A 26098-nucleotide genomic window follows, 5' to 3' on the forward strand; every position below is an offset into this window, starting at 1 on the left:
CTGCCGTATTGCCCTGCCCGGGGGATCGTAGGGAGAAGCCGCGATGACGTGCGCCGGCCGCTCGGCCCAGTTCGTTGAGTGGGCAGGATACTTGCACTGTACATATGTGTCTAGTACGGTTGTATGCAGCTCCCACTCATGCCTATTGTGCGGCCATGATCAAGATTGCTCGGCAGGACGAACCGGCGCCCGGCAACATCAAGGTGACGCGTTGGGACTGGATCAATCTTGCGCTCCAGACATTGATTTCAGACGGCATCGAAAGCGTGCGCGTGCTGCCGCTCGGCCAGAAGCTCGGCGTTTCGCGCTCTAGCTTCTACTGGTATTTCGAGAGCCGTCAGGATCTGCTCGACCAGTTGCTTGCCCATTGGCGGGATACGAACACCAAGTCGATCGTCGAACGCGCGCAGCGGCCAGCCGAAAGCATCATCATGGGCGTCATGAACGTGTTCGAATGCTGGGCGGACGAGCGCCTGTTCAATCCCAGGCTCGACTTCGCCATCCGGGAATGGGCGCGTCGCTCCGACGACGTGCGCCGGGCCATCGACCAGGCCGACAATGACCGACTGGGCGCGATCCGCGACATGTATCGCCGGCATGGCTACGACGAAGAGGATGCCTTCATCCGTGCCCGTGTCCTTTATTACATGCAGATCGGTTATTATGTGCTCGACCTCAAGGAACCGGTCGAGGCGAGAGTCAGTCATCTTGCCGCCTATCTGCGCAGTTTCACCGGCCAGGAGCCAAGCGACGCCGACGTGGCGCATTTCATGCGCTTTATCGCGGCGCGATAATGTTGAAAGCGGGCGCGCGCTTGCAAGGCGGTGGAGGGGGTGGCCCTCAAGCCCTACCCTCCTACCTAAAAACTGTGCCGCGAAAGTCCTCCTCGCCCTTGTGAGCGGGGCCAAAATGGACGAATAGTCTTGGCTGGCGCGCCGCCCTGAAATTGCCCGCAGGCAGTTTCTCAGTGGGGGCGCAGCCGCAGCCGGATCCTGGAATGGCCAGTCCTTTGAAACCACGCAAGAGAAGAGGTCCGATTGCCGCAAGGCTGCTGGCGGCGGATGCGTGGTTCGATTCCTCGCTCTACGAGATCGGCTTCAAAGCGCGTCGGTTCTGGGAAGCGGCCACCATTTTTTTCCGGCGCTTCCGCGTCTCCGGCTGGCGCCGCGGCATCATCGAAATGTTGAGCGAGGGCCTCACGCTCGGCGCCGGCGGCATCGTCGTCATGCTGGCGCTTGCCTTGCCGGCCTTCCAGGAAACCACTGGCGACTGGCGTGCCCAGGGCGATTTCGCCGTCACCTTCCTCGACCGCTATGGCAACGAGATCGGCCAGCGCGGCATCATCCAGCGTGATTCGGTGCCGGTCGACGAGATGCCCGACCAGGTAATCAAGGCGGTGCTGGCCACCGAGGATCGGCGTTTCTTCGATCACTACGGCATCGATGCGCTCGGTCTTTCGCGCGCGATCTTCGCAAATGTGCGGGCGAATTCTGTGGTTCAGGGCGGATCGAGCATCACCCAGCAGCTGGCCAAGAACCTGTTCCTGACCAATGAACGGACATTGGAACGCAAGATCAAGGAAGCCTTCCTCTCGCTGTGGCTCGAGGCCAATCTGTCGAAGAAGGAGATCCTGCAGCTCTATCTCGACCGCGTCTATATGGGCGGCGGCACGTTTGGTATCGAAGCGGCCGCCGATTTTTATTTCGGCAAAAGCGTCAAGGATGTGAACCTCGCCGAAGCGGCGATGCTGGCCGGCCTGTTCAAGGCACCGACCAAATACGCGCCGCACATCAACCTGCCTGCTGCCAGGGCGCGGGCCAATGTGGTGCTGTCCAACCTTGTCGAGGCCGGCTTCATGAGCGAGGGTCAGGTGCTGCAGGCGCGGCTGCATCCGGCCGAAATCGTCGATCGCGGCGAGCAGAAGAGCCCGGATTACTACCTCGACTGGGCATTCGAAGAGGTCAAAAAGATCGCTGCAAAGTCCGGCCAGCATTCGTTGGTCGCTCACACCACTTTCGACGCCAACATCCAGAACGCCGCGGAAGAATCGATGGAGTTCCATCTCCGCCAGTTCGGCAAGGAATACAACGTCACCGAAGGCGCTATGGTCGTCATCGAAACCAATGGCGCAGTCAGGGCGATCGTCGGCGGCCGCGACTACGGTGCCAGCCAGTTCAACCGTGCCACCAAGGCGCTGCGCCAGAGCGGCTCATCGTTCAAACCCTACGTATACGCAACAGCAATGGAGCACGGCTTCACGCCGGACTCCGTCGTTTCCGGCGCGCCGATCTCCTGGGGTGCCTGGTCGCCGCACAATTACAATGACGGACGCGCCGGCAAGGTCACGCTGATCACGGCGATGGCCAAATCGGTCAACACCGTGCCGGTGCGGCTTGCCAAGAATCATCTCGGCATAAAGCCGATCAAGGCGATGGCGGAAGCCATGGGCGTCGAATCGCCGCTCGAATCGCACAAGACGATGGTGCTCGGCACATCGGGCATGACCGTGATGGACCAGGCGACAGGCTATAGCGTGTTCGCCCAGAACGGCTTTGTCGGCTCCCGGCATGGCATCACCCAACTCGTCACCCGTACCGGCGAGGTGGTTTACGATTTCGCCAAGGACGCGCCGCCGCCGCGCCGTGTGCTCTCGGAGCAGGCGCTGAAATCTATGAACACCATGCTGGCGGCAGTGCCGGTGATGGGTACGGCGCGGCGCGCTGCCCTTCCGAATATCGTTTCGGCCGGCAAGACCGGCACTACGCAATCTTACCGCGACGCCTGGTATGTCGGCTTCACCGGCAACTACACGGCTGCTGTGTGGCTCGGTAATGACGACTTCACTCCGACCAACAACATGACCGGCGGCTCGCTGCCGGCGATGGTCTGGCAGCGGCTGATGGTCTATGCGCACCAGAATATCGATCTCAAGCCGATCCCCGGTCTCGATCATCCCTTCGTCGACGAAGAGATCGCCGCCAAGGCCGAGGAAGCGGAAAAGAAGAATGCCGAGCAGGCAGCGGCCGACGCCGCCGCCGAGCGCCCGCCGGTGCTGTCCAGCCAAACCACGCGGGCGCTCAGGGACATCACAAGACTGTTCCAGTCGGCGCCCGTCCTCCAGGCGCCCGCGACGCCGGAGGCCCTGTCGGCGCTTTAATGCCGGCACGACCGGTCAGGCTGTCCTTCTCGCCGGCAATTCCACAGAGGTCCGCTTGCCACGGCCCCCTGCCCCGCGTATCCCCGAGCGGCATTCCCTCTTTCCCGCGACTCTTCATGCTCAAGAACGCATTCCTGACGCTCCTCGCGCTTGCCATAGCCCTCGGCGGTGGCGGCGGCAGCGTCTGGTACGCTCTCAAGACGCAGGATGGCATCGGCGCGATCAGGATCGGCCCATGGACGGCGTTCCCCGATATCGGCACGCAGGCGGCGGATCCTTATTCGAAAGCCCGCGTGGCGCGCGAGGGTGTCCTTGCACTCGGGCAGGCGGAAGGCCTGTCCTTTATTGCCGAACGCGATTCCGATGGCGAACAGTTGAAACGCCAATGCGCCTATCAAATCGAAGGCGACTTTCCCACAGCCCGGTTCTGGACCCTCTATGCCGCCGATCAATCGCTCGGCGTGGTCGAGACCGGCAAGCCACGGCTTGCGGCACTTCAATCCTATCAGGTGCTGCGCCAGCCCGACAATTCCGTGGTGATTTCCGTCAGCAACCGCCCCGCACCCGGCAACTGGCTGCTTTCCGACGGCTTCGGCCGGATGGATCTCGTGCTGACATTCTACGACACGCCGATCGCCAGCAGTACGGGCCTTTCGGATGTCACGCTGCCAAAGATCGTGAAGGTCGGCTGCAATGCGTAGGCTGCTGCACGCGATCTTGCTCGGCCTGCTTGGCGCTGGCATCGTACACATCATCGTGCTGCTGCTTGTCCCGGAATTTTCCGAACGAAATGCCTGGTCGCGGCTGGCCATGGCCTCCGACCTTTATCGGATGACCAGGCTGGACGCAGGGGCCGGCGGTACGCCAGTGGTGAAATCCGGCGATCCGCTGTTTTATGCGGCGGCTTGCCGGTTCGATCTGTCCGAAGGGATGGTGCGGGTGAAGGCACCGGGAAACGTCCCGTTCTGGTCCGTATCGGTCTATGACCGCAGCGGCCATAACATCTACTCCTTCAACGACCACAGTGCGACCGGAAGGGTGCTGGATAGTATCGTACTGACGCCGGCGCAGATGATCGAGATCCGCAAGAATCTTCCTGAGGAACTGCAAGGGGCAATCTTCGTCGAGGCGCCCATCGACGAAGGCATGTTCGTCATCCGCTCCTTCGTGCCCGACGACAGCTGGAGGCCGATCGTGTCGCGGTTTCTCGAGCAGAGCTCCTGCGAGCTGCAGGACTACTGACGTCAGCCGAAATATGCGACGGCCTGCACCGATTCAGCGTTAGAGCGTCCTTCGCGCGTCCATGCTGCGCGGCGCTCTAATGATGCGGAACAGGCATCGTCCCCGACGACCCCGGCATCGTCCTTGACGAGCCCGGCTTATCCGGACCGGCGCCTGGCCGCGTCTCCCCCGTCAGCTGCCGTGGCTCGTAGCGGACGCCGGGGAAAATGATCACCGCCGCCGGCGTTCCGGTGTTTCGTTCTGCTCGATTGGTTGCCGCCGTTCGCGGCACGAAAGACAGTACCATGCCCATGGTTCGTGCATTCCTCTCGGTTGCCCCGGAGCGCAACGCAACGCCTCCAATCTGATTAAGGACGGCAGTAGGTTAACGGAACGCTAACGGATCGCCGCTAATTTGATGTTTGTTCTGAGGTCAGGAAGTCCTGACCCGAGGCCAATGCGAAACCGACACAGCCCCGGTCGAGCATGGTCCAGATCGTGTCGAGTGTCAGGCGTATCCTTCGTGTCAGCTTCGGATTTCAGGCAAATCGCTATACGGGCTGAATCGGGAAAGGCCGAAAGGCTGTTCCGCGCCGCGGTGTCGGCGTTCTGTTCGCTCACCCGCCCTTCGCGCCGGGAGATCGCGCAACTTGAGGATCTGACGCTTCCGCTTTTCGCCAGTGTGTCGGTCGAATCGCGCCGCTACGTCGCCGCCGCCCTTTCCGAATGCGAATATGCGCCCACTGCGCTGGTCCGGCGGCTTTGCGAGGAGCCGGTCGACGTTGCCGCGCCGTTGCTCATCCGTTCGCGCGCGCTGAGCGATATCGACCTCATCGCGCTGATCGGACGGCACGGCTTGCCACATGCACGCGCCATTGCGCGCCGCAAGGATCTGAACCCCACCATCGCCCAGCTGATCAGGGCGCTTGAAAAGCCGACGCTGGTGAGGGTGCGGCAGCCGGAGGCGATCGCCAAGACGGCGCCCGAAAGCGCCGAAGTCGTCGCGCCCAGCCCCGACAGCCAGCAGGTGCCCGGCGCCGCCGCCGAGAATGCACGGCGCCGGCTGCGGTCGTTGATGCGTGCCGATGCCGAGAGCGGCGGCGCGACCGTCAATCCGTTCGCCGGCACTGAAACCTATGTTAAACTGCGCGCGACAGCGCTGACCGGTAACGCCGCATTCTTCCAGACCGCACTGGCCGACGCGCTCGAACTCGATTTTTCAACGGCGCGGTCGCTCACCGCAAACCAGAACTACACGTCGCTTCTAGCCGCCCTGCGCGCGCTTGATCTCGGCGAAGAGAGAGCGTTCCTGATCACTGTCGCCCTCTATCCCACAGAGTTTTCGCATCCGCAGGCCATCCGCATCTTCCTCGACCGCTACCGATTGCTGCATCGCGACGCGGCACTGGACAGGCTACGCGGCTGGAAGGCCGAGACACTGTCGAAGGCCGTTCGCAATGCCGGACCCATCGCGGCAAACGCCGACATCCGCAAAGCGGACAGCGATAATGCTGCCGCCAGTCCTAAAGCGCGTCGCGTTTGACCGGCCTCATGCGACGCGCTTTAGGGTGTTGTTTTATGCATGTCGTTATCGCAAAACCGCTGCACACTTTTGCGCGACATGCATTAAGGCGCGTCGGGTCTGAAAGAGATTCAAGCAAACGCTTTAAGCCTTTGTTTTCATCCATAATCGTTAGAGCAACTTGACCGAAATAAGTTCCTCGACGGGAACAGCGCCGGCCTCGATCTCGACCACCCAGATGTCCGGATCGAATTTCTTTTCCCTTTCCAGTCGTGCGTCAAAAACGGCGGCATCGTCACCGGCGCCGAGCAGACTGAAGAAACGGTCGTCGGGTTTGGCCGAATCGTAGCTCGTCTGCGGCGCCGGCCCAAACAAGGCAACCTCGCCCAGGCGGCCACGCGCCAGCACGAAGACGGCGCCGGCCTCGGTCGCGCCGCGCTTGACCACGGCGGCGAAGCCGCCAGCGCCAAAAACCCGGCGCGACAGGGCCGACACCCACAGATCGGTGGTTACGCGCATTACAAAACCCCGGACGAGATCCGGATGCTGTTTAGCGAGGTTTTCGCCAATCCGCGAGCGATCACTTCGACCATTAGTAGGGCCAAAGCCTCAGTTGGTCAGGCCGATCTCGCGCATCTTGACGTAGACGACCTCGTCGGGCTCGCCGGTCTCCGGCAGCCCGAACAGCGACTGGAACTCCTTGATCGCTGCCTTGGTGCGGGCCCCGACCACGCCATCGAGCTGCATATCGTCATTGCCGAATGCCTTCAGCCCGGCCTGGATCTTGATGATGCGGGCGTCGGGTGCCTGCGCCGGCACATCTGCCGGCGCCGAAGCGGAGACGGGAATCGCGGCCATGTCGTCCGGGCGCGGTGCCGGATGCGGCACGACCGTCGAGGCGGCTGGCGTGGCGCCCAGTTGATCGAGCAGAACGCTGTCGATCTCACCGGAAGCGTTGAGCCCGACCTTCTGCTGATAGGCTTGGATGGCCTTACGCGTGTTGGGGCCGGGAATGCCGTCGACCGTGCCGGAATAGACATCCAGGTCCTTCAATATGCCCTGGATCTGCTCGACGACCGGATCGCTCTTGATCGGGGCCGAGCCCGGCCGCACGATGTTGATGGTGGTTTCGGGTTCGTCGGCGCCTGATCGAGGAAAGCCGTCTATGCTCCTGGTCGCAAAAAACGCGCCGGCATGAGGAAAAGGCTGATACCACAGAGCGTTGGCCGAGACATAGAACAGCGTCACCAGGAAGGCGGTCGAACCGCCGACCAGAACCGGATTGCGCGAGATCAGACTGCCGACCGCGACCGCGCCACCCTGGAAGGCATTGCCGCGGCGCTTGACCGCCTTAAGCTGTTTTGCGGAGCGAGCCATGCCTGTCCCCCTTCGTCTCCGCCTTGGCTGCAGGCATCGGCAGCACGCCGGGCTTGTCGGTCGAACGTCCCTTCGGTCCGTTCACCGGTAAGCTGATCGTGACCGTGGTGCCCTCGCCCGGCATGCTTTCGATCGACATCGTGCCCTCGTGCAGCGCCACCAGGCCCTTCACCAGCGATAGGCCGAGCCCGGTTCCCTCGAAGCGGCGCGTATAGTCGTTCTGGATCTGCATGAACGGCTTGCCGAGATTGGCAAAGTCTTCCTCGGCGATGCCGATGCCGGTGTCCCTGACCCAGAAATGCAGTCGCGAGCCGATCCGCTTGGCGCCGACGACGACATCGCCGCCATCGGGCGTGAACTTGATCGCGTTGGAGACGAGGTTGATGAGTATCTGCTGCACGGCACGACGATCGGCGTTTATCTCGCCTGCATCCGGTGCGATCTGAGCCTGCAGATCGATCTCTTTTGCCTCTGCCTGTAAGCGCATCATCGACTGGCACATTTCAACCGCTTCCACGAAACGGAACGGTTCCGGCTCAGTCGCGTAAGCGCCGGCTTCCATCCTCGACACGTCGAGTATCGAGGTGACGACGGCAAGCAAATGCTGGCCGGACTCCTTGACCAGCCCGACATATTCCTTCTGGCGCGGATCCTTGAAGGTGCCGAACATCTCATGCAGCAGCATGTCGGAAAAACCGATGATGGCATTCAACGGCGTGCGCAGCTCGTGGCTGACGACCGCCAGAAACCGTCCCTTCGCCACTTCGGCAGATGCGGCCGCCTCTTTTGCGGCGGCAAGCTCTTCGCGCAAGCCGGCGAGTTCGTCGTTCTCGCGCAAGACGAACGTGAGGACATCATGCTGCTCCGCCCGCATCAGCTCAAGGGAAAACGGCCGGTAGTTGTCCGCCGTCGGGCCATGGCCGTTTTGCGGCAGCCGGACGCGAAGATCGAGCCGGCGCCCCGACGCGCCGTCGCGCATGTCGGCCAGCGCGCTGAGGTATGCGACGCGATCGGACAGATGGATACGGTCGAACAGGCCGGTACCGAACAGCAGTTCCGGCTGCAGCTTCAGGATCGTGCGCGCCTTTGCCGACGCATCCAAAACCTCGCCATGCCTGCCGGCCCGCAGGACAACGGCGTCGATGATCTTCTCGAGCCGATCGTCGGTCGCCGGATCAAGCTGCGCGCCGGCCGGGCTGCCAAGTCTCGTGACGCGCGGAACGAGGGTGAGCGCCCAAGCCAGCGGCAGCAGCCAATGCCAAGCGGCTGTTACCGCCGGGCCGAACGGGATGACAGAACCGGCAAAGGCCTGCAGCAGGATAGCGACAAATGCGGACACCACACCCCAGAGTGCAGCGCGACGAGACGCGCCGATCCACCAGGCTTCGAACGGCAGCGCCACGACAAGCATGGCTACCGGCGAGGCCAGACCGCCCGCCGCGGCAATGACACCGGCAAGAGCAAGACTGCCCATCACCAGGGCGACCTGGCCGGCGAACGCCATCTTGCCCGATGCCGCCACCAGCAAGGCGGCAAACCAGCAGAGACCGAAAGTCGCAAAGATCGCAGCCATGGTCACGGCCGCGCCCATGCCCGAGGTGACCAGCGTGACTGCTGCACCTGCGGCAAAGAACGGAGCGGCCAGCATGACACCGATAAACCGGCGCTGGCACCGGCGGTCGTTCTGTCTGAGGATCGACGGATGAACCATACGTTCGCAACCGGCTGCCATGGCGCCGGGCAACTCAACGTATCTGGCCCTTATCGAACTCAACTCAACGCACTCGCACCTGGTCGTGAACAGCCTGCTTCGCAGGTTGCTTTTGTTGATCTGAAACTCGCATCCAGCGTTTAAGGAATGGATAAGGGAGGACCGATCAATGCCCGGCCTGAGGCAAATATTAGGAGGCCGGCGCGGCAAAACCTTGGCAATTGCAGCCATAGTAAATGGAGCGTTATCCGGGCGGACCGCCCTTCCGCCTCTGACAGTCGCCACCGGCACGCCGCGCTTCGGGGAAATAACTATGGAAAACAGTCAGATGGATGGTTAACCTAAAGTGAAGATAATCGGCTGAATTTGAGATAAATCCTTTGCAAAACGCTTCGTTTCGAAATTGCCTAAAATTTGAGGAAAATTTTCGCTGACCGGGCAAGCCGTCCTTTGCGCGTCTATGCCACTATCGTACCCATAAAGAGGTCATGCCGCACGAATGCATGTCAGGTCACACATGAGGGCATACAGATGGGCTTTCTGATAAGAATGGCTTTCTGGTTTTCGCTGGTGCTTCTGGCGCTGCCGCTGAATGTCGGCTCGGATGAGACAGGCCACCAAAGCGTCGGGCCGATCCAGGCCTTGTTCGCGGCACGCGAAGCGGTCGGCGACTTTGCCGGCATATGCGAGCGCAAGCCCGACGTCTGCGAGACCGGCAAGTCTGCAATGCACACGATCACCGCCCGGGCCAAGGAGACAGCCAAGATCGCGGCCGCCATGTTGGACGAAAAGACTGCCGAACCCGACACGGCGACAACGACCGGCAGCGTGCCCGAAGACATCGTCTTGCCGGCGAAAGTCGACTTGCCCGCGAAAAACTGAGGTATTTTTCAGCGCGTCTGTCACTGCACCGCAGGCCGTCCGCCCCTCGACGCCTATGGTGTTTTTCCTCTTTTTCCGTGACGCGGCGTCGCCGGATGACTATATCCGGGGCTATGACTACGACATCCGGGGCTATGACTACGACGATCCAAACGATCCGCGACGACTTCTCCCTGCTTGACGAGTGGGAAGACCGCTATCGCTATGTGATCGAACTGGGCGAGGCCCTGCCGCCATTTCCCGATGAGGAACGCAACCCCTCCAACAAGGTAGCTGGCTGCGTCAGCCAGGTCTGGCTGACGACCCAATATGGACCGGGTCCCGACCCAATCGTGACCTTCGCAGGCGATTCGGACGCCCATATCGTGCGCGGCCTCGTTGCTATCATGCTGGCGCTGTTTTCCAGACGACCTGCAAGCGAGATCCAGAAAACCGACGCGGAAGCCACGCTGAAGGCACTCGGCCTCGACGAACACCTGTCGCCGCAACGCGCCAATGGTCTTCGTTCCATGGTCAAGCGCATCAAGCGCGACGCCGAGGCGGCGTTGAGGCAGACCGCCTGAATAGACAACAGCGCGCGATTGCCCCCGCACGGCGAAGAGCCCCCACATTGGGCAAGGCGTATCGATTGCTCCAGCAATGCCCCCAAAGCAAAACGGCGCCCGGAGGCGCCGTTGATCGTTCAACCCACGTTGGGAAGAGCCGATTCAGCGCCCCTTGCGCTTGCGACCGAGACCCATCTTCTTGGCGAGCTGGGAACGGGCAGCAGCATAGTTGGGAGCAACCATCGGATAGCTCGCGTCCAGGCCCCATTTTTCACGATACTCGTCGGGCGTCAGACCGTAGTGGGTCATCAAATGACGCTTCAGCGACTTGAACTTCTTGCCGTCTTCAAGACAGACGATGTAGTCGTCATGGACGGAGCGTTTCGGGTTTACTGCCGGCTTTTGCTTGTCGGCAGGAGGCTGTTCACTGGCCCCGCCCACGCGCCCGAGGGCGGCATGGACATCGGCGATGAGGCTCGGCAGTTCGCCGACCGGCACCGGATTGTTGCTGACATAGGCGGCCACGACATCGGCCGTCAACTCGATCAGCGCATCACTATTTCTGGAAGGTGTTTCGATAATATCCATGGCTTCATGGCCCCAACGAGAGTTGTTTCTATCTGCGCCCTATTTTTGATAGGTCGGGCATGGCGCGAAATTTTTGCAGGAAAAGAGCCTCTGCGATTCGCGTCGCAGAATCTTAATGAGCCAGTGAGTCAAGTAAGTCAATTCGCTTCTTGCGCTGTATTCATCGATGTTAATAAAATAGTCCACGATCGGCTTCAACCTTTCGTGCACTCTGTAATTTTGCGATATTTTCTGGTCCGACCAGCAACGGCTGACGCCCCGTCGGGCTGCCGTTACATCCCCGTTGGCCAGTAAAAATTTCTCAATGCTTGACTATGCTTGGTTGTGGCGCCGGCTATCTGGTTGTTTTCAGAATCTGCAAAACCATAGGTTGCGATTTGCTGTCTGCAAACAAGCCAGAAATCAGCGCTGCGGACCGGCGTCGATCCATCAATGTGGGGTGATGTATTTCCGTAGACCCGGCCGGTGAGGAAATTGCCGTTATGTGCCGGATCATGCCAGACTTGGCACCAGCGATAGCGGATCTTCTGTTCCTGCTCCCAGCGCATGACCCCGAAAATCGGAATCGATTTTCGGGAAGGATCATGCGCAGATTCAAAGGTGCTACAGCGTCCTTTGCGCGTCCAGAGGGCGCGCGGCGCTGTAGTGCGGCTGCTTGGCGATGTCGAGCAGGTTTATGCCGCCGGTGCATTTCCCGGTCATCTGCAAAACGGCACCGTTGGGATAGGCGGCCTGCTTCTGGGATGAGCCCGCCGGATACATGCGCACGTTGAGCGTGTCGCCAAACGGAACGTTGGTCACTTGCCAAGCTGCGAACACGGTTGCATGAGATTGGCCGGTAAAGGCCAAAACTGTCGAAGCGACTACGAAAGCCGCGGCAGCGCGAAAAAACGGGATTTCATTTTCTCTCGCCTCCGGCTCATCTTCTGGAACCCGGCGCAAAACATATACTCCGGCTCTTGAACCTGCGCTGATCGGCGTGTTCATTCTCCATTCAAATAACTTCCACAGCGAGACGCAATGACCCGAACCCCAGCATTTCCGACTGTCAGCCCGCCACAACCCGAGAAGCGGCCGGTCTTCGATCTGCATCATGGAGTTACCCGGACGGACGACTATGCCTGGCTGAGAGCCGACAATTGGCAAGAGATGTTCAGGGATCCGTCCCTGCTCGACGCCCAAATCCGCGCCCATCTCGAAGCCGAAAACGCTTATCAGGCGGCGTTGATGGCCGACACCGCCCAGTTGCGGAAGCAGCTTTTCAAGGAGATGAAGGGCCGCATCAAGGAAGACGATTCTTCCGTGCCGATGAAGGATGGGCCGTACGCCTATGGCTCATCTTTCAAGCTTGGCGGCGAGCAGCCGCGTTATTTCCGCACGCCGCGCGATGGCGGTGACCAGCAGATCCTGCTCGACGGCGATCTCGAGGCCGAAGGCAAGGCCTATTTCCGCCTCGGCGGTGTCGACCATTCGACCGACCACCGCAAGCTTCTCTGGGCCTTCGACGACAAGGGTTCCGAATTCTACACGCTTCGCGTGCGCGATCTTACCAGCGGCAAGGAGTTTCCGGACCGGATCCCGGACACAGGTGGCGGCGGCGTGTGGGATGCCGGAAATGACGGATTTTTCTACACCCGCCTCGATCCCAACCACCGTCCTTCCAAGGTGCTGTTCCATGCCCTTGGCGACAGTCCTGAGAACGACCGGCTGATCTACGAAGAAACCGATCCGGGCTTCTTTATGAATGTCGGCGGCACGCGCTCCAACGAGTGGATCATGGTCGGCATCAACGACCACGAGACCTCGGAATATCGGATCATGAGCGCCAGCGAGCCGTTCGCCGAACCGAAGCTGGTTTCGGCGCGCGAGACCGGCCTGCAATACGACCTCGAAGAAGGCGGCGATATCTTCTTCATTCTCACCAACGCCGACGGCGCCAAGGATTTCAAGATCATGACGGCGCCGGCGAGCGACCCGGTGCGCGCCAACTGGCAGGAACTGGTGCCGCACGAAGCGGGCCGGCTGATCCTTTCGGTGATCGGCTTCAAGGACCATATGGTCAGGCTTGAGCGCAAGGAAGGCCTGCCGCGCATCGTCGTGCATGACCGCAAGAGCGGCGAGGAACACCTCATCTCCTTCGACGAGGAAGCCTTCTCGCTCGGTCTGTCGGGATCTTATGAATACGACACCGAGATCATGCGCTTTTCCTACTCGTCCATGACAACGCCTGCGCAGGTCTTCGACTACAACATGCGGACCCGCGAGCGCGTGCTGCTGAAGACGCAGGAAGTTCCGTCCGGTCACGACCCGGACCGTTATGTGACGCGGCGGCTGATGGCGCCCGCCGACGACGGCGAACTGGTGCCGATCTCGCTCATCCACCGTCGCGACACGCCGCTCGACGGATCAGCGCCTTGCCTGCTTTACGGCTACGGCTCCTACGGCATCACGGTCCCGGCCGCCTTTAACACCAATTTGTTTTCGCTGGTCGATCGCGGCTTCGTCTACGCGATTGCCCATGTCCGCGGCGGCAAGGACAAGGGCTATGGCTGGTACGACGACGGCAAGCGGGCGCACAAGATGAACACGTTCACCGATTTTGTCGCGGTCGCCCACCACCTCGTCGCCGAACGCTATACGCAACATGACCGCATCGTCGCACAGGGCGGCTCGGCCGGCGGCCTGCTGATGGGCGCGATCGCCAACATGGCGCCGGAATGCTTCGGCGGTATTGTCGCCGAGGTTCCGTTCGTCGACGTGCTCACCACCATGCTCGACGCGACCTTGCCGCTGACGCCGCCGGAATGGCCCGAATGGGGCAATCCGATCGCTTCGGAGGAGGACTACCGAACGATCGCCGCCTACTCGCCCTATGACAATGTCGCCGCACTCGACTATCCGCCGATCCTGGCGCTTGCCGGTCTCACCGACCCGCGTGTCACCTATTGGGAGCCGGCCAAATGGGTAGCGCGGCTGCGCGACCGCAAGACCGGCGACAATCCGGTGCTGTTCAAGATCAACATGGACTCCGGCCATGCCGGCGCATCCGGCCGGTTTTCCAGGCTCGAGGAAATCGCCTTCACCTACGCGTTTGCGCTGAAGGTGGCGGGCAAGGCCGACCTTGCCACCACAGCGCCGCCCACCCTTTTGGACGCGCAAAGGGCGCTGTAGGAGCTTGAGCTTGCGCACGATCCCCTGCGGGAAATCGATTCCAATTTCGGGTCACGGCCTGGCTGATTTTCCGCTCGCAATTGCGATGGCCGCGCGCTACCCAATGCGCGGCTTTTCGCAGCTGCGCCACCAAAATCATCCAGTCACGCCAAGGGTCTGCCATGTTGCTCGTCGACGTCTATCTCGACAAATCGCCTATCCAGGGCATCGGAGTCTTTGCCAAGAACCACATTCCCCGTGGCACTCTGGTTTGGAAGCTCGATCCCAATTACGACCGGCGCATTCCCGTCGAGACCTACGAGCGCGAAACCGGGCCGATCAAAGCCTATCTCGATCGCTATTCCTATCCCGACCGGCGCGACCCGAACTACATCGTCTTCGAAGCCGACGACGCGCGCTACATGAACCATGCCGATGACCCGAATTGCGACGTCTCCTCGCCCGAGGAGACGTATGCGTCGCGCGACATCGCGCCCGGCGAGGAAATGACCTGCAACTACAATCATTTCTTCGAAACCGGCTTCGATTTTCTCGGCGACCGCTGACGCGCCGCCATCCCGTCCGGTTTTCGCTTCAGCTCGAAGGCTGCTTGCGCGCCGGATAGCCATTGGGATGCGGCGGTATGGCCTTCAGATAGGCTGATATCGCCGCCCGGTCCTCGGGCGTCAGTTCGGCCATGTTTCTCTGCACGTCGACCATGGCGCCACCGACGGTATCGAAATCCGGCGTGAAGCCGGTTTCGAGAAAGTTGGCGATGTCGGCCTCCGACCAGTCACTGAGCCCGCCTTCACCCGAAGTGACGTTCGGCACGATGCCGCTGCCTTCGGCAGCAGTGGCTCCGGCCAGCCACTCGCTCTTCTTGGTGCCGCCAGTAAAATCACGCGGCGTGTGGCATTCGCCGCAATGGCCCGGCCCTTCGACCAGGTAGCGGCCGGCCATCACCGGATCCGGCGTGCCATCGGGGAAGGAAACCACCGGCTGGTCACTCAAATAGAGACGTTTCCACAGCCCGATGCCGCGACGGATGTTGAACGGGAATCCCAGCGAATTGGGCGGCGCCTTGCCGGCGACCGCCGGAAGCGTTTTCAGGAAGGCATGGAGATCGGCAATGTCGGCCGGCTTCATGCGCACGTAGGACGCATAAGGAAACGCCGGATAGAAATGCTCGCCGCTCGGCGACACCCCCTTCATCATGGCGTTGGCGAGGTCTTCGACCGACCAGGCGCCGATACCATCCTTGGCATCCTGCGAGATGTTCGGTGGCACGAAGGTGCCGAACGGCGTCTTGAGTTCGAGACCGCCTGCCAGTTGAAGGCGGGCATCGCCTTGCGAACCAGGCTTCGCATGACACGATGTGCAGCCTCCGGCATAAAAAATGCGCTTGCCCCTGGCGACATCGCCGGGGCCGAGCCGCGCCAGCGTCTCAGCGTCGAGCCTGGCCGGCGCCGACAGGAACCAGCCGGCGACAGCGCCGGCGGCGCCCAGAGCGAGGGTGGCGCCGACGAGCCTTTTCAGCAGGCGCATCGCCCGCTATCAGCCCTTCTTTATCCTGTATGTCTGGTGGCAGGTGCCACAATCGCCGCCTATGGTGTTGAACCCCGCCTTCAAGGCATCGACGTCGGCAGGGGCGGCGGCCGCCGCAGCCTTGACGTCGGCGAGATATTTTTCCTCAACCGCCTTGAAGCCGGCCATATCCGACCAGATCTTGGGGGCAGCGGTGGTGTCGCCGGTTTCGCTGCCAGCTGGGAAAAGAGTCTCGACGTTTGCATGGAATTTCTCAGCGTTGGCCTGCAGCGCCTTCAACGCCGCCAGCACGGCCGCTGCGTCGTAAGGGGTCTCGCCCTTGACCACTTTCGACAATTGGCCGGCGATCTTTCCACGTTCCTTCATCAGAGCCTGCCGCTCCTGGATCGGGTCGGCGAATGCCGCCGAACCGGCGAAGGCGAGCATCGAGATGGCGAGGATAAGCTTTCTCATTCAATTGGCTCCATGATGACGATGTTTCGGTTGAGGCATTCTGGACCCACCGATAACGGCAAAAGTGGCTTAAAAATTCCGGAAATTCGCCTCACGCTTGTGTGAATTTTGCGACGGTCGTTCTGTTCTGGAAAAAGCGGCCGATCGGTGAGCCAAAAGAAAAGCCCCGATTTTGCCGGGGCTTTTCTGCAACTCAGTTAGGCCGACGCCTTTTCGTAAAGCTCAAGGACATGGTCCCAGTTGATGAGACTGTCGACGAAGGCTTCGAGATATTTCGGCCGGGCATTGCGATAGTCGATGTAATAGGAGTGCTCCCAGACATCGACGCCCAGGATCGGTGTCGCGCCATGGACGAGCGGGTTCTCGCCGTTCGGCGTCTTCGAGATCGCCAGCTTGCCGTCCTTGACCGAAACCCAGGCCCAGCCCGAACCGAACTGAGTGGTTCCGGCGGCGATGAAGTCGGCCTTGAACTTATCGTAGCCGCCAAGATCGCTGTCGAACGCCTTCTGCAGCGCGCCCGGCAATTTGTTGCCGCCACCGCCCTTCTTCATCCACTTCCAGAAATGAATGTGGTTGTAATGCTGGCCGGCATTGTTGAAGAGCGCGGGGTTCTTGCCGAAGGACTGTTTCACAACCTCTTCGACCGACAGATCGCCGAGCCCGGCTTCGGCAGCCAGCTTGTTGCCGTTGTCGACATAGGCCTTGTGGTGCTTGTCGTGGTGATACTCCAGCGTCTCCTTCGACATGTAAGGCTGCAAGGCCTCGTAGTCATAGGGCAAGGCGGGCAGTTCAAAAGCCATTGGTCGTACTCCTCGTGGAAAAATCCGGTGCCGATACCGGACTAACATAGGTCTGGATTGGTGTGGAACAACTCCGGAATGAAGCGCCGGTTCGCTTTTTAGCCAGTCAGCCGGTCGAAGTCGAATGTGCCCAATCCCAATAGAGTTCGCGCGCCTTCTTGGCTACGGGCCCGGGCTGGAGATTGCGATCCTCGATGCGGGTGATCGGCACGACTTTCGAATGGTTTCCCGTCGAGAATATCTCGTCCGCTTCGAGGAAGTCGCGCACCGACAGCGTCTTCTCGGTGGTCTTGAACCCATACTCGCCAAGCAGCGTCATCGTCCGCGAGCGGGTGATGCCGGACAAGAAAGTGCCGTTCGGCGCCGGCGTCAGGACATGACCGTCCTTGACCAGGAAAATGTTCGAGGTTCCGGTCTCGGCGACATTGCCCAGCATGTCGAGCACCAAGGCGTTGTCGAAGCCGCGCATCTTGGCTTCGAGGATGGCGCGGCCATTGTTGGGATAAAGGCAGCCGGCCTTGGCGTTGGTCGGCATGGTTTCGATGGTCGGGCGCCGGAACGGCGAGACGGTGACCGAAAAGCCCGCCGGCGAGATCATCGGCGATTCGTACAGGCAAAGGCAGAAACGGGTCGAGGCCGGATCTGCCGGCACGCCCATGTAGCCACCATGTTCGGCCCAGTACATCGGCCTTATGTAGACCGCCGTCTTGCCATCGAACTTCTTCAGCCCGTCCCAGGTCAGCCCGACGATCTTTTCGGCGCTCATGGATGGTTTGAGACCAAGCGCGATCGCCGAAGCGTTCACCCTCGCGGCGTGGCGGTCGAGATCCGGGGCGACGCCCTCGAACCAGCGGGCGCCATCGAACACGCTGGTGCCGAGCCACATGGCATGGCTGCGCGGCCCCAGAATGGCGACGTTGCCCTCGTACCAGTCGCCATCCACGAAGGTCCATGTCGCGGATTGCGCCGCAGCCGCCAGTGTCATCGCTTGGTTCCGCGTCTCAAAAAGCTGTCCTGTCTCGCCATTGGAAGATGCTTTGGCGTCTGCCGTCAACTGTTATGGCTGAGATTTGTTGAGGCCAGCGGTATGCGAACGCAATCTGTGCTTGCGCCTTGCCTTGCCTCGCCGCAAAACTGTCACCATGCACCATGCGGCTTACGTTTTCGACGCCTACGGCACGCTGTTCGATGTCCATGCCGCCGTGCGCCGTCATGCCGACCAGATCGGGCCGGACGGCCAGCTTCTGTCGGAGATCTGGCGCGCCAAGCAACTGGAATATTCCTGGGTGAGGACGCTGATGGGCGCCTACGCCGACTTCTGGCAGCTCACCGAGCAGGCGCTCGATTTCGCCCTGCGCAAGGTTCCCTCCGCGGACAAGGGACTCAGGGTCAAGCTGCTCGACGCCTATTGGCGGCTGGACTGCTATCCGGAGGTGCCGGCCGTGCTCAAAGCGCTCAAAGCGTCTGGCGCCAAGCTGGCGATCCTCTCCAACGGCTCGCCTGCAATGCTGGAAGCGGCGGTCAAATCGGCCGCGCTCGACCAGTTTCTGGACGACATCTATTCGGTCGATGCCGTCAAGCGCTTCAAGGCCGATCCGTCGGTCTACGACATGGTCACGACAGGCTGGCGGCTCTACCCTGATGCGGTGTCGTTTCAGTCATCCAACCGCTGGGACGTCGCCGGCGCCACCAAATTCGGTTTCCGGACAGTCTGGATCAACCGCTCCAACCAGCCCGAGGAATACCGGGACTTTCCGCCGGCCCTGATCCTGCCCTCGCTCGAGGGCCTGCTGGCCGCTGGCTAGCACATGATCCAAAAAATCGGAATCGATTTTTGGAAAAGATCATACGCAAAACGAAAGTGCTACAAGCGTCCTGTACGCGTCTAATGGACGTGCTGCGCTGCCGGCCTGTTGCCCCGGCGCAACAGGGGCGGAACTGTCACAGCTTTGCCTTTGTTTGTCCTCCGTCAGGCCAGAATCGGAACCGCCTATCGCGCCAGGCATTGGTAGGGCTGGCGTCGTACTGATCGGCGTATCCATGTTTTGTTTCGACTTGAGACCTAAAAAAGGCAACCATGTTCACAACCGAAATCGAATCCTATCGCCTGAGCCGTCGCGGCTTTCTCAACGCCGCCGCGCTCGGTGCCGCCTCGATTGCGGTTTCCGCCTGCACCACGGTGGGAGGGCAGCCGGTCGAGCCGCCGCCGCTAGCCAATGTCGAGCCGCCGCTCCTGGACTATGCAACAATGTACGCTCCGGTCAGCGACGGTGGGTTCGAGCTCCCGGGCATACCGTTCGAGAAAATCGACGAGCAATTTCTGCGTCAGATCGTTCCCGATCCGACCGGCCAACGGCCCGGCACCATTGTCGTCGATACGGCTGGCCACCACCTCTATCTCGTGCGTCCGGGCGGACAAGCCATTCGTTATGGTGTCGGGCTGGGTCGCGCCGGTTTCGAATGGTCTGGCGACGCCGTCGTCCAGTGGAAGCAGAAATGGCCGAAATGGACGCCGCCGGCCGAAATGATCGCCCGCCAGCCCGAGCTCGCAAAATACAGCGCCGACAATGGCGGCATGCCCGGAGGGCTGACGAATCCGCTCGGCGCGCGGGCGCTGTATCTCTTCGAGGGCAACGAGGACACGCTTTACCGCCTGCACGGCTCGCCGGAGTGGTTTTCCATCGGCAAATCGGTGTCATCTGGCTGCGTTCGCTTGATAAATCAGGACATTATCGACCTCTATGACCGCGTGCCCAACAAGACGCCGGTGATCGTTACCGCCGGTGTCGGTCAGGAACTGGTTGCCACGGCAGACCGCAAAGCCATTCCAATCGATGCGGGCGTCCCGGATGGATCCATCCTGCTCGGCCCGGCAAGGTCGATCTCGGATTCGATCTTCTGAGCTGGTCGAAAGCGCTGGAGCGGCCGGCGTACGTTTGAATCCGATGCCCCTCTGCCTGGCCATCGGATTGTCTAAAACCGGCGCCCACTTTTGAACCCGATGCTCAGCGTCCCCTAGCCAGGCTGCCGAGGATGCCGCGCACGATTGCCCGTCCGACGGACGAGCCGACCGAACGAACCACCGCCTTGATCGCCGCCTCCGCCACCGTCTGGCGATTGGACGCTCGCGGCGCCGGTGCCCGCCTCCCGCCGGTGGGCTGGGGGGCGGGATCGTCATTGCCGAAGCCTGGAATGGTCCAGCGTGAGCGGCCGCTCTCCTGCTGCTGCGCCTCGGCGTCCAGAGCGTCCTTGGCCTTTTTCTGCAGCATCTCGAAGGCCGATTCGCGATCGACGGTCTGGTCGTACTGTCCCGTAACCGGGCTCTCAGCGATCAGCGTGCGGCGCTCGTCAGGCGTGATCGGGCCAAGGCGCGACGACGGCGGGCGAACCAGAGTCCGTTGGACCATGGACGGAACACCTTTGGCTTCCAGCGTCGAGACCAGCGCCTCGCCGGTGCCGAGTTGCGTGATGACGGTTGCACAGTCGAAGTCGGGATTGGGCCTGAACGTCTCGGCGGCGGTCTTCACAGCCTTCTGCTCCCGTGGCGTGTAGGCGCGCAGGGCGTGCTGCACCCGGTTGCCGAGCTGGGCCAGAACGGTTTCGGGGATATCCAGCGGATTCTGGGTGACGAAGTAGACGCCGACGCCCTTCGAACGGATCAGGCGGACCACCTGTTCGACGCGGTCGATCAGCACCTTCGGCGCGTCATCGAACAGAAGGTGCGCCTCGTCGAAGAAGAAGACCAGCTTCGGCTTGTCGGGATCGCCAACTTCGGGCAGCTCCTCGAACAGTTCCGACATCAGCCACAAAAGGAATGTCGCATAGAGCCTGGGATTCATCATCAGCTTGTCGGCGGCCAGCACGCTGATCGCGCCGCGCCCGTCGCGGGTGGTGCGCATGATGTCGGCGATCCGCAGTGCCGGCTCGCCGAAGAAATTCGTCGCTCCCTGCTGCTCCAGAACCAGCAGCGTCCGCTGGATTGCGCCGACCGAAGGTTTCGTCACATTGCCGTAGCGAGCGCCGATTTCTTCGGCGCGTTCGGCGATGTTGGCAAGAAGCGCTTGCAGGTCCTTCAGGTCCAGCAGCAACAAGCCCTCTTCGTCGGCGATGCGGAAGGCGATGTTCATGATGCCTTCCTGCGCCTCGGACAGGTTCATCAGTCGCGACAGCAGCAGCGGCCCCATTTCCGAGACGGTGGCGCGGATCGGATGGCCCTGCTCGCCGAACAGGTCCCAGAAGATGACCGGAAATTCCTGGAAATCATAGGGATCGAGTTTGACCTGCTCGGCACGCTTGACCAGAAAATCCTGTGCCGTGCCCATCATGGCGATACCGGACAAGTCGCCCTTGATGTCGGCACAAAAGACCGGCACGCCGGCATTGGAGAAACCTTCCGCCAAAATCTGCAAGGTCACGGTCTTGCCAGTACCGGTCGCACCGGTGACCAGGCCATGACGATTGCCATACTGCAGCAGCAGATTTTCAGCGCGCTGATAGCTGTCGTCGGGCTTTCGGCTGGCTCCTATGAAAATACTGGTGTCGTCAGCCATGTGTCGGGTCTCCGCAACCTGAAGTGTTGAATGCCCTGATCTATTGAAAGTAACGGGGCTCGCCGCAGGTATAATGACGCCATTGCGCAGCGACAATGGCCATGGTCGAAATTGGGTTTTTGGAGCTTGCGGATTTTGCGCATGTTTGGCAATCGGTTGACGGTTCATCGTTGCAGGACGCGTGTTGCATTGTGATCTGGGACGGGGAACCGTAGACTGACGTTTCAGGCCTATCGGCCGAGAAGACGAGGAGAGCGGATGGGCGCCGGTGCCTTGAACCACGATGCCGAACTTCCGAACCCTGACCGGCAACGGTGGCTGGCCCTTGCGGAAAAAGCCTTGGCCGGCGGATCCTTCGAGGAAAAGCTCGTATCCCATACGGACGATGGCATCCGCATCGAACCGCTGTATGACCGTTCGGTCACTGCAGAGCCGCTCGCGCGGGCAAATCCCAGATCGCCGTGGATCGTCAGCCAGCGTATCGACGATCCGGATATCGGCCGCGCCAAAGCCCAGGCCCTGGAAGACGTCGCCCAGGGTGCCACCGGATTGTCGCTTGTCTTCGAAGGCGCGCCGAATGCGTTCGGCTACGGCCTGCCGAGGACTGCCGAGGCGCTGGAGACGGTGCTGGACGGCGTGCCGCTCAACCGCATCCAGGTCCGCATCGACGCGCATCCCTGGAGCCGCGCCGTGGCCGACTGGCTGGTTGCGTTCTTGAGCAAGCGCCGGTCGGACCCGGCAAAGCTCAACCTTTCCTTCGGCATCGATCCGGCGGCGATCTTTGCCGGAACCGGCCGGTTGCGTATGTCGATCGAGGCCTTGCAGGCGTCGATGCCGCAGTCCCTGGCGCAGTTTTTCTGGATGGGCGTGCCGGGGGTGCTTCTGGAGGCCGCCGGACGCGGCTTCCACAATGCCGGCGCGACCGAAGCGCAGGAACTGGGCACCATGATGGCTTCGGCAGTCTCCTATCTCCGGATGTTCGAAGAGGCGCGCCAGCCGCTTGTCTACGCTGCGCCCCATATCGGCTTTGCGTTGAGCGTCGACCAGGACCAGTTCGTGTCGATGGCCAAGGTCAGGGCTTTGCGCAGGCTGTGGGCACGGGTTCAGGAGGCCTGCTCGATCTCCGCCTCCACCGCCAACATTCATGCCGAGACGTCCTTCCGCATGATGACTTCGGCGGACCCGGAGACAAACATCCAGCGCAGCGCGATCGCCGGTTTTGCCGCGGCAGCCGGCGGGGCGGATTCGATCTCCATCCTGCCGCATACGATCGCGCATGGCCTGCCGACGGGCTTTGCCCGCCGTGTCGCCCGCAATACGCAACTGATCATGGCCAACGAAAGCCATATCGATCATGTCGCCGACCCTGCTTGCGGTTCGGGCGCCGTTGAAGCACTCACCGCCGAACTCTGCGAAGCGGCGTGGGAAGAATTCCAACGGATCGAGGCGGAAGGCGGCGTGCTGTCCAGCCTGCAGCAAGGACACATCCAAAAACGAGTTCAGGCGGCCGCCGCCCGCCGCAATGCTGCCTATCAAGCGGGCGAGCGGGCCATCATCGGCACGACGCTTCACCCGTCGAAGACCGAACGTCCGGTCGAAACGCTGGCAGCGGAGCGGCGGCCTGCCGTCACCGAGGGCGTGGCGGTGTGCGAGCCGCTGTTTCCGATCCGCCTCGATCAATCGATCGGAGCAGCGCCATGATCCCGGATTTCAGCCAGATCGGTTGGTCGGCGCCGCGCCGAGCGCCGATCGAGGTCAAGGGCCAGCGGCTGACCCCGGAAGGGCTGGCCATCAAGCATCTGTACAACCAGGGCGACCTCAAGGGGCTGCCGCATCTCGATACTTATCCGGGCCTGCCGCCATTCGTGCGCGGCCCCTACTCGACGATGTATGTCCAGCAGCCCTGGACGATCCGGCAATATGCCGGCTTCTCGACGGCGGAAGAGTCGAACGCCTTTTACCGGCGCAACCTTGCAGCCGGTCAGAAGGGACTGTCGGTCGCTTTCGACCTCGCCACGCATCGCGGCTACGACAGCGATCATCCGCGTGTTGCCGGTGATGTCGGCATGGCCGGCGTCGCCATCGATTCCATCCTCGACATGCGCCAGCTCTTCGACGGCATCCCGCTTGACGAGATGACGGTGTCGATGACCATGAACGGCGCGGTGCTGCCGATCATGGCGCTCTACATCGTGGCGGCGGAAGAACAGGGCGTTGCGCAGAAGGACCTCGCCGGGACCATTCAGAACGACATTCTGAAAGAGTTCATGGTGCGTAACACCTACATTTATCCGCCAAAGCCTTCGATGCGGATCGTGTCCGACATCTTCTCCTACACGTCGCAGCACATGCCGAAGTTCAATTCGATTTCGATCTCCGGCTATCACATGCAGGAGGCAGGGGCGACCGCCGACCTCGAACTCGCCTACACGATCGCCGACGGCATCGAATATGCTCGCGCCGGTGTCGCGGCGGGTCTCGATATCGACCGTTTCGCGCCGCGCCTTTCCTTCTTCTGGGCGATCGGCATGAACTTCTTCATGGAGGTCGCCAAGCTGAGGGCAGCCCGCTTTTTGTGGTCGACCCTGATGCTGAAGAACTTCTTGCCGAAGGACGAGCGCTCGCTGTCGCTGCGCACCCATTGCCAGACTTCGGGCTGGTCGCTGACGGCGCAGGACCCTTACAACAACATCATCCGCACGATGATCGAGGCGATGGCGGCGACGCAGGGTCATACGCAATCGCTGCACACCAACGCCTTCGACGAGGCGATGGCGCTGCCGACCGACCATTCGGCCCGCATCGCCCGCAACACACAGCTCATCCTGCAAAAGGAATCCGGCACCACCCGCATCATCGACCCATGGGGAGGCTCTGCCTATCTCGAACGGCTGACGCATGATCTGGCGGCGCGCGCGCTGGCCCATATCGAAGAGGTCGAGAGCCTGGGCGGGATGGCCGCCGCAACCGAAAAAAACATACCGAAGCTGCGCATCGAAGAGGCCGCCGCGCGCACGCAGGCGCGGATCGATTCCGGCGAGCAGATACTGGTCGGCGTCAACGCCTATCGTCCGGAGACAGACATCAAGGTCGACGTGCTGAAGATCGACAACGCCGAAGTCAGAGCCCGTCAATTGTCGAAACTGCAACGGCTGAAAGGCACGCGTGATGTCGGCGCCGTCGAGAGCGCACTGAGTGCGCTGAGCCGCGCTGCGGAGAGCGGCGAAAATCTGCTGGAGTTCGCCATTCGCGCCGCGCGCGCCAACGCCACGGTCGGCGAGATTTCGCTGGCTCTGGAAAAGGTCTTCGGCCGCCATGTCGCTTCGGTCCAGACGATCTCCGGCGTCTATCGCAAGGCGCTCGGCGACAATCCGGTGGTCGACCGGCTGCAGGACAAGATCGTCGCGTTCGAGGAAAAGTCCGGCGGCAAGCCGCGCGTTCTCGTCGCCAAGATGGGACAGGACGGCCACGATCGCGGCCAGAAGGTCATCGCCACGGCCTTTGCCGATCTCGGCTTCGACGTCACCGTTGGGCCGATGTTCCAGACGCCGGAAGAGATCGCCAGGCTCGCGGTCGAGCATGACGTGCACATCGTCGGCGCCTCGTCGCTGGCGGCGGGCCATTTGACCCTCATTCCCGAACTCAGGGACGCGCTGAAGAAGCTCGGACGCGACGGCATTTTGATCGTCGCCGGCGGCGTCATCCCGCCGCAGGATTACGATGCGGTACGGCAGGCGGGTGCCACCGAAATCTTCCCGCCTGGCACGGTCATCCCGGAAGCGGCGGAACGGCTGATTGATCGGCTGCTGCAAATGCGCTGAGCCCTGTTATAATATCCGTTGTAACGGAGAGTGGATCGCGTTATAATTTGTGTTGCAACAAGGTGCAGCGCTATGAACACGACCATCCGCAAGATCGGTAATTCCGAAGGCGTGATCCTGCCGAGGGAGCTTCTCGATCGTCTGAACCTGAAGGCTGGCGACCAGCTTCAAATCGTTGAAACAGGTGACGGCCTTGCGCTGAAGCCGGTGGACGATAGCTTCGAGCGGCAAATGAAAGCTGCCCGCGAGGTGATGGATAAATACAAGGTCGCGCTTCAGAAGCTCGCTGAATGAGCTGCCAATTCCTGAGCCGGCGCGCCGTGGAAGCGATGCACGCGGAGCAGCTGCGTCGGCATGGCGGCGCGCAGGGTTTGAGAGACGAGAATGCTCTCGAATCGGCGCTCGCCCGCGCCGAAAACAAGGCGAACTATGGTGATCCATCGATCGAGGATCTGGCTGCGGCCTATATCTTCGGCATCGCCAGAAATCACGCCTTTGTCGACGGCAACAAGCGCACGGCCATCGTCGCCGCCGGCGCGTTCCTGATTGTCAACGGCTATACGCTGACGGCGGACAACGGCACGGTCTACGAATTCGTCATGGGCGTTGCAGCCGGCGAGATCGACGAGGCCGGTGCGGCGGCTTTCTTCCGCGACCATGTTGTCAAGATCGAGGACTAGTTGTGGAGCCTCAACAGGTTGTCCAGGGTTATATCGAGGCGACTGATGGGTGGTTTGGACTTTAGGCTGCCGTGTGGACGATGCCAATTGTATCTG

General features: G+C 61.5%; 26 protein-coding genes and 1 pseudogene. 15 read left to right on the forward strand and 12 right to left on the reverse strand.

Annotated features, from left to right (window positions below; all coding sequences use genetic code 11):
- Positions 1-155 precede the first annotated feature (155 nt).
- The 5 genes from NKH12_RS16275 to NKH12_RS16295 all read left to right on the forward strand — a co-directional run bounded on the left by NKH12_RS16275 (position 156) and on the right by NKH12_RS16295 (position 5921).
- Positions 156-794, forward strand: coding sequence for a TetR/AcrR family transcriptional regulator (locus tag NKH12_RS16275; RefSeq protein WP_352954069.1), 639 nt, complete (start codon positions 156-158; stop codon positions 792-794).
- A 203-nt stretch (positions 795-997) separates the two neighbouring features.
- Positions 998-3157: a transglycosylase domain-containing protein gene (locus tag NKH12_RS16280; protein ID WP_352954070.1), complete on the forward strand. Its 2160-nt coding sequence runs from the start codon at positions 998-1000 to the stop codon at positions 3155-3157.
- 116 nt (positions 3158-3273) lie between these two features.
- Entirely contained in the window at positions 3274-3858 is a 585-nt protein-coding gene (locus NKH12_RS16285; RefSeq protein ID WP_352954071.1) for a DUF1214 domain-containing protein, read from the forward strand.
- Complete coding sequence (locus NKH12_RS16290) at positions 3851-4399, forward strand: DUF1254 domain-containing protein (protein ID WP_352954072.1); 549 nt, start codon at positions 3851-3853, stop codon at positions 4397-4399. The genes NKH12_RS16285 and NKH12_RS16290 overlap by 8 nt, the downstream gene beginning before the upstream one ends.
- A gap of 502 nt (positions 4400-4901) precedes the next feature.
- The gene (locus NKH12_RS16295; RefSeq protein WP_352954073.1) at positions 4902-5921 is read left to right on the forward strand and encodes a hypothetical protein; all 1020 of its coding nucleotides are present in this window, start codon (positions 4902-4904) and stop codon (positions 5919-5921) included.
- A 150-nt stretch (positions 5922-6071) separates the two neighbouring features.
- On the opposite strand, the gene NKH12_RS16300 is transcribed toward NKH12_RS16295, so the two are convergent.
- The 3 genes from NKH12_RS16300 to NKH12_RS16310 form a co-directional block, all read right to left on the reverse strand.
- The gene (locus NKH12_RS16300) at positions 6072-6419 is read right to left on the reverse strand and encodes a DUF1491 family protein (RefSeq protein WP_352954074.1); all 348 of its coding nucleotides are present in this window, start codon (positions 6417-6419) and stop codon (positions 6072-6074) included.
- Between the two features lie 90 nt (positions 6420-6509).
- Positions 6510-7277 (reverse strand): peptidoglycan-binding domain-containing protein, encoded by a 768-nt coding sequence (locus NKH12_RS16305; protein ID WP_352954075.1) that lies wholly within the window; start codon positions 7275-7277, stop codon positions 6510-6512.
- Positions 7252-8988, reverse strand: a complete 1737-nt coding sequence (locus NKH12_RS16310; RefSeq protein WP_352954091.1) for an ATP-binding protein — start codon at positions 8986-8988, stop codon at positions 7252-7254. Before NKH12_RS16310 ends, NKH12_RS16305 begins: the two co-directional genes overlap by 26 nt.
- 531 nt (positions 8989-9519) lie before the next feature.
- Here NKH12_RS16310 and NKH12_RS16315 point away from each other — a divergent pair.
- Both NKH12_RS16315 and NKH12_RS16320 read left to right on the forward strand, forming a co-directional pair.
- Positions 9520-9870, forward strand: coding sequence for a DUF5330 domain-containing protein (locus NKH12_RS16315; RefSeq protein ID WP_352954076.1), 351 nt, complete (start codon positions 9520-9522; stop codon positions 9868-9870).
- A gap of 134 nt (positions 9871-10004) precedes the next feature.
- Positions 10005-10433 (forward strand): SufE family protein, encoded by a 429-nt coding sequence (locus tag NKH12_RS16320; protein WP_352954077.1) that lies wholly within the window; start codon positions 10005-10007, stop codon positions 10431-10433.
- Positions 10434-10577: 144 nt separating this feature from the next.
- On the opposite strand, the gene NKH12_RS16325 is transcribed toward NKH12_RS16320, so the two are convergent.
- From NKH12_RS16325 to NKH12_RS16335, 3 genes are all read right to left on the reverse strand, one after another.
- Complete coding sequence (locus NKH12_RS16325; protein WP_023800837.1) at positions 10578-11003, reverse strand: Ros/MucR family transcriptional regulator; 426 nt, start codon at positions 11001-11003, stop codon at positions 10578-10580.
- Positions 11004-11275: 272 nt separating this feature from the next.
- Positions 11276-11551, reverse strand: coding sequence for a hypothetical protein (locus tag NKH12_RS16330; RefSeq protein WP_352954078.1), 276 nt, complete (start codon positions 11549-11551; stop codon positions 11276-11278).
- A gap of 55 nt (positions 11552-11606) precedes the next feature.
- Complete coding sequence (locus NKH12_RS16335; RefSeq protein WP_352954079.1) at positions 11607-11990, reverse strand: hypothetical protein; 384 nt, start codon at positions 11988-11990, stop codon at positions 11607-11609.
- Positions 11991-12023: 33 nt separating this feature from the next.
- Between NKH12_RS16335 and NKH12_RS16340 the strand changes: the two genes are divergently transcribed.
- Both NKH12_RS16340 and NKH12_RS16345 read left to right on the forward strand, forming a co-directional pair.
- On the forward strand, positions 12024-14174 hold the full coding sequence (locus NKH12_RS16340; RefSeq protein ID WP_352954080.1) for a S9 family peptidase: 2151 nt from the start codon (positions 12024-12026) through the stop codon (positions 14172-14174).
- A 161-nt stretch (positions 14175-14335) separates the two neighbouring features.
- Complete coding sequence (locus tag NKH12_RS16345; protein WP_352954081.1) at positions 14336-14719, forward strand: SET domain-containing protein; 384 nt, start codon at positions 14336-14338, stop codon at positions 14717-14719.
- Between the two features lie 28 nt (positions 14720-14747).
- Here NKH12_RS16345 and NKH12_RS16350 read toward each other — a convergent pair whose 3' ends face one another.
- The 4 genes from NKH12_RS16350 to NKH12_RS16365 form a co-directional block, all read right to left on the reverse strand.
- Entirely contained in the window at positions 14748-15698 is a 951-nt protein-coding gene (locus tag NKH12_RS16350; RefSeq protein WP_352954082.1) for a cytochrome c, read from the reverse strand.
- Positions 15699-15707: 9 nt separating this feature from the next.
- The gene (locus NKH12_RS16355; protein WP_352954083.1) at positions 15708-16151 is read right to left on the reverse strand and encodes a c-type cytochrome; all 444 of its coding nucleotides are present in this window, start codon (positions 16149-16151) and stop codon (positions 15708-15710) included.
- A gap of 197 nt (positions 16152-16348) precedes the next feature.
- Positions 16349-16951, reverse strand: coding sequence for a superoxide dismutase (locus NKH12_RS16360; protein WP_352954084.1), 603 nt, complete (start codon positions 16949-16951; stop codon positions 16349-16351).
- Positions 16952-17057: 106 nt separating this feature from the next.
- The gene (locus NKH12_RS16365; protein ID WP_352954085.1) at positions 17058-17936 is read right to left on the reverse strand and encodes a branched-chain amino acid aminotransferase; all 879 of its coding nucleotides are present in this window, start codon (positions 17934-17936) and stop codon (positions 17058-17060) included.
- 157 nt (positions 17937-18093) lie between these two features.
- On the opposite strand from NKH12_RS16365, the gene NKH12_RS16370 reads away from it, so the two are divergent.
- Both NKH12_RS16370 and NKH12_RS16375 read left to right on the forward strand, forming a co-directional pair.
- Positions 18094-18756 (forward strand): haloacid dehalogenase type II, encoded by a 663-nt coding sequence (locus NKH12_RS16370; RefSeq protein WP_352954092.1) that lies wholly within the window; start codon positions 18094-18096, stop codon positions 18754-18756.
- A 272-nt stretch (positions 18757-19028) separates the two neighbouring features.
- Positions 19029-19853, forward strand: a complete 825-nt coding sequence (locus NKH12_RS16375; protein ID WP_352954086.1) for a L,D-transpeptidase — start codon at positions 19029-19031, stop codon at positions 19851-19853.
- Positions 19854-19956: 103 nt separating this feature from the next.
- Here the strand turns inward: NKH12_RS16375 and NKH12_RS16380 are convergent, their stop codons facing one another.
- Entirely contained in the window at positions 19957-21501 is a 1545-nt protein-coding gene (locus tag NKH12_RS16380) for a helicase HerA-like C-terminal domain-containing protein (RefSeq protein ID WP_352954087.1), read from the reverse strand.
- 258 nt (positions 21502-21759) lie between these two features.
- On the opposite strand from NKH12_RS16380, the gene NKH12_RS16385 reads away from it, so the two are divergent.
- The 4 genes from NKH12_RS16385 to NKH12_RS16400 all read left to right on the forward strand — a co-directional run bounded on the left by NKH12_RS16385 (position 21760) and on the right by NKH12_RS16400 (position 26002).
- Positions 21760-23202: a methylmalonyl-CoA mutase subunit beta gene (locus NKH12_RS16385; protein ID WP_352954088.1), complete on the forward strand. Its 1443-nt coding sequence runs from the start codon at positions 21760-21762 to the stop codon at positions 23200-23202.
- Complete coding sequence (gene scpA, locus NKH12_RS16390) at positions 23199-25322, forward strand: methylmalonyl-CoA mutase (RefSeq protein ID WP_352954089.1); 2124 nt, start codon at positions 23199-23201, stop codon at positions 25320-25322. The genes NKH12_RS16385 and scpA overlap by 4 nt, the downstream gene beginning before the upstream one ends.
- Before the next feature lie 72 nt (positions 25323-25394).
- On the forward strand, positions 25395-25616 hold the full coding sequence (locus NKH12_RS16395; RefSeq protein ID WP_095496758.1) for an AbrB/MazE/SpoVT family DNA-binding domain-containing protein: 222 nt from the start codon (positions 25395-25397) through the stop codon (positions 25614-25616).
- On the forward strand, positions 25613-26002 hold the full coding sequence (locus tag NKH12_RS16400) for a type II toxin-antitoxin system death-on-curing family toxin (protein WP_352954090.1): 390 nt from the start codon (positions 25613-25615) through the stop codon (positions 26000-26002). Before NKH12_RS16395 ends, NKH12_RS16400 begins: the two co-directional genes overlap by 4 nt.
- On the opposite strand, the pseudogene NKH12_RS16405 reads toward NKH12_RS16400, so the two are convergent.
- A pseudogene (locus NKH12_RS16405) lies at positions 25999-26098 on the reverse strand (IS481 family transposase); the annotation flags it as partial. The gene NKH12_RS16400 and the pseudogene NKH12_RS16405 sit on opposite strands and share 4 nt — an antisense overlap.

The sequence above is a fragment of the Mesorhizobium sp. M1322 genome (assembly GCF_040318085.1).
Lineage (GTDB): Bacteria > Pseudomonadota > Alphaproteobacteria > Rhizobiales > Rhizobiaceae > Mesorhizobium.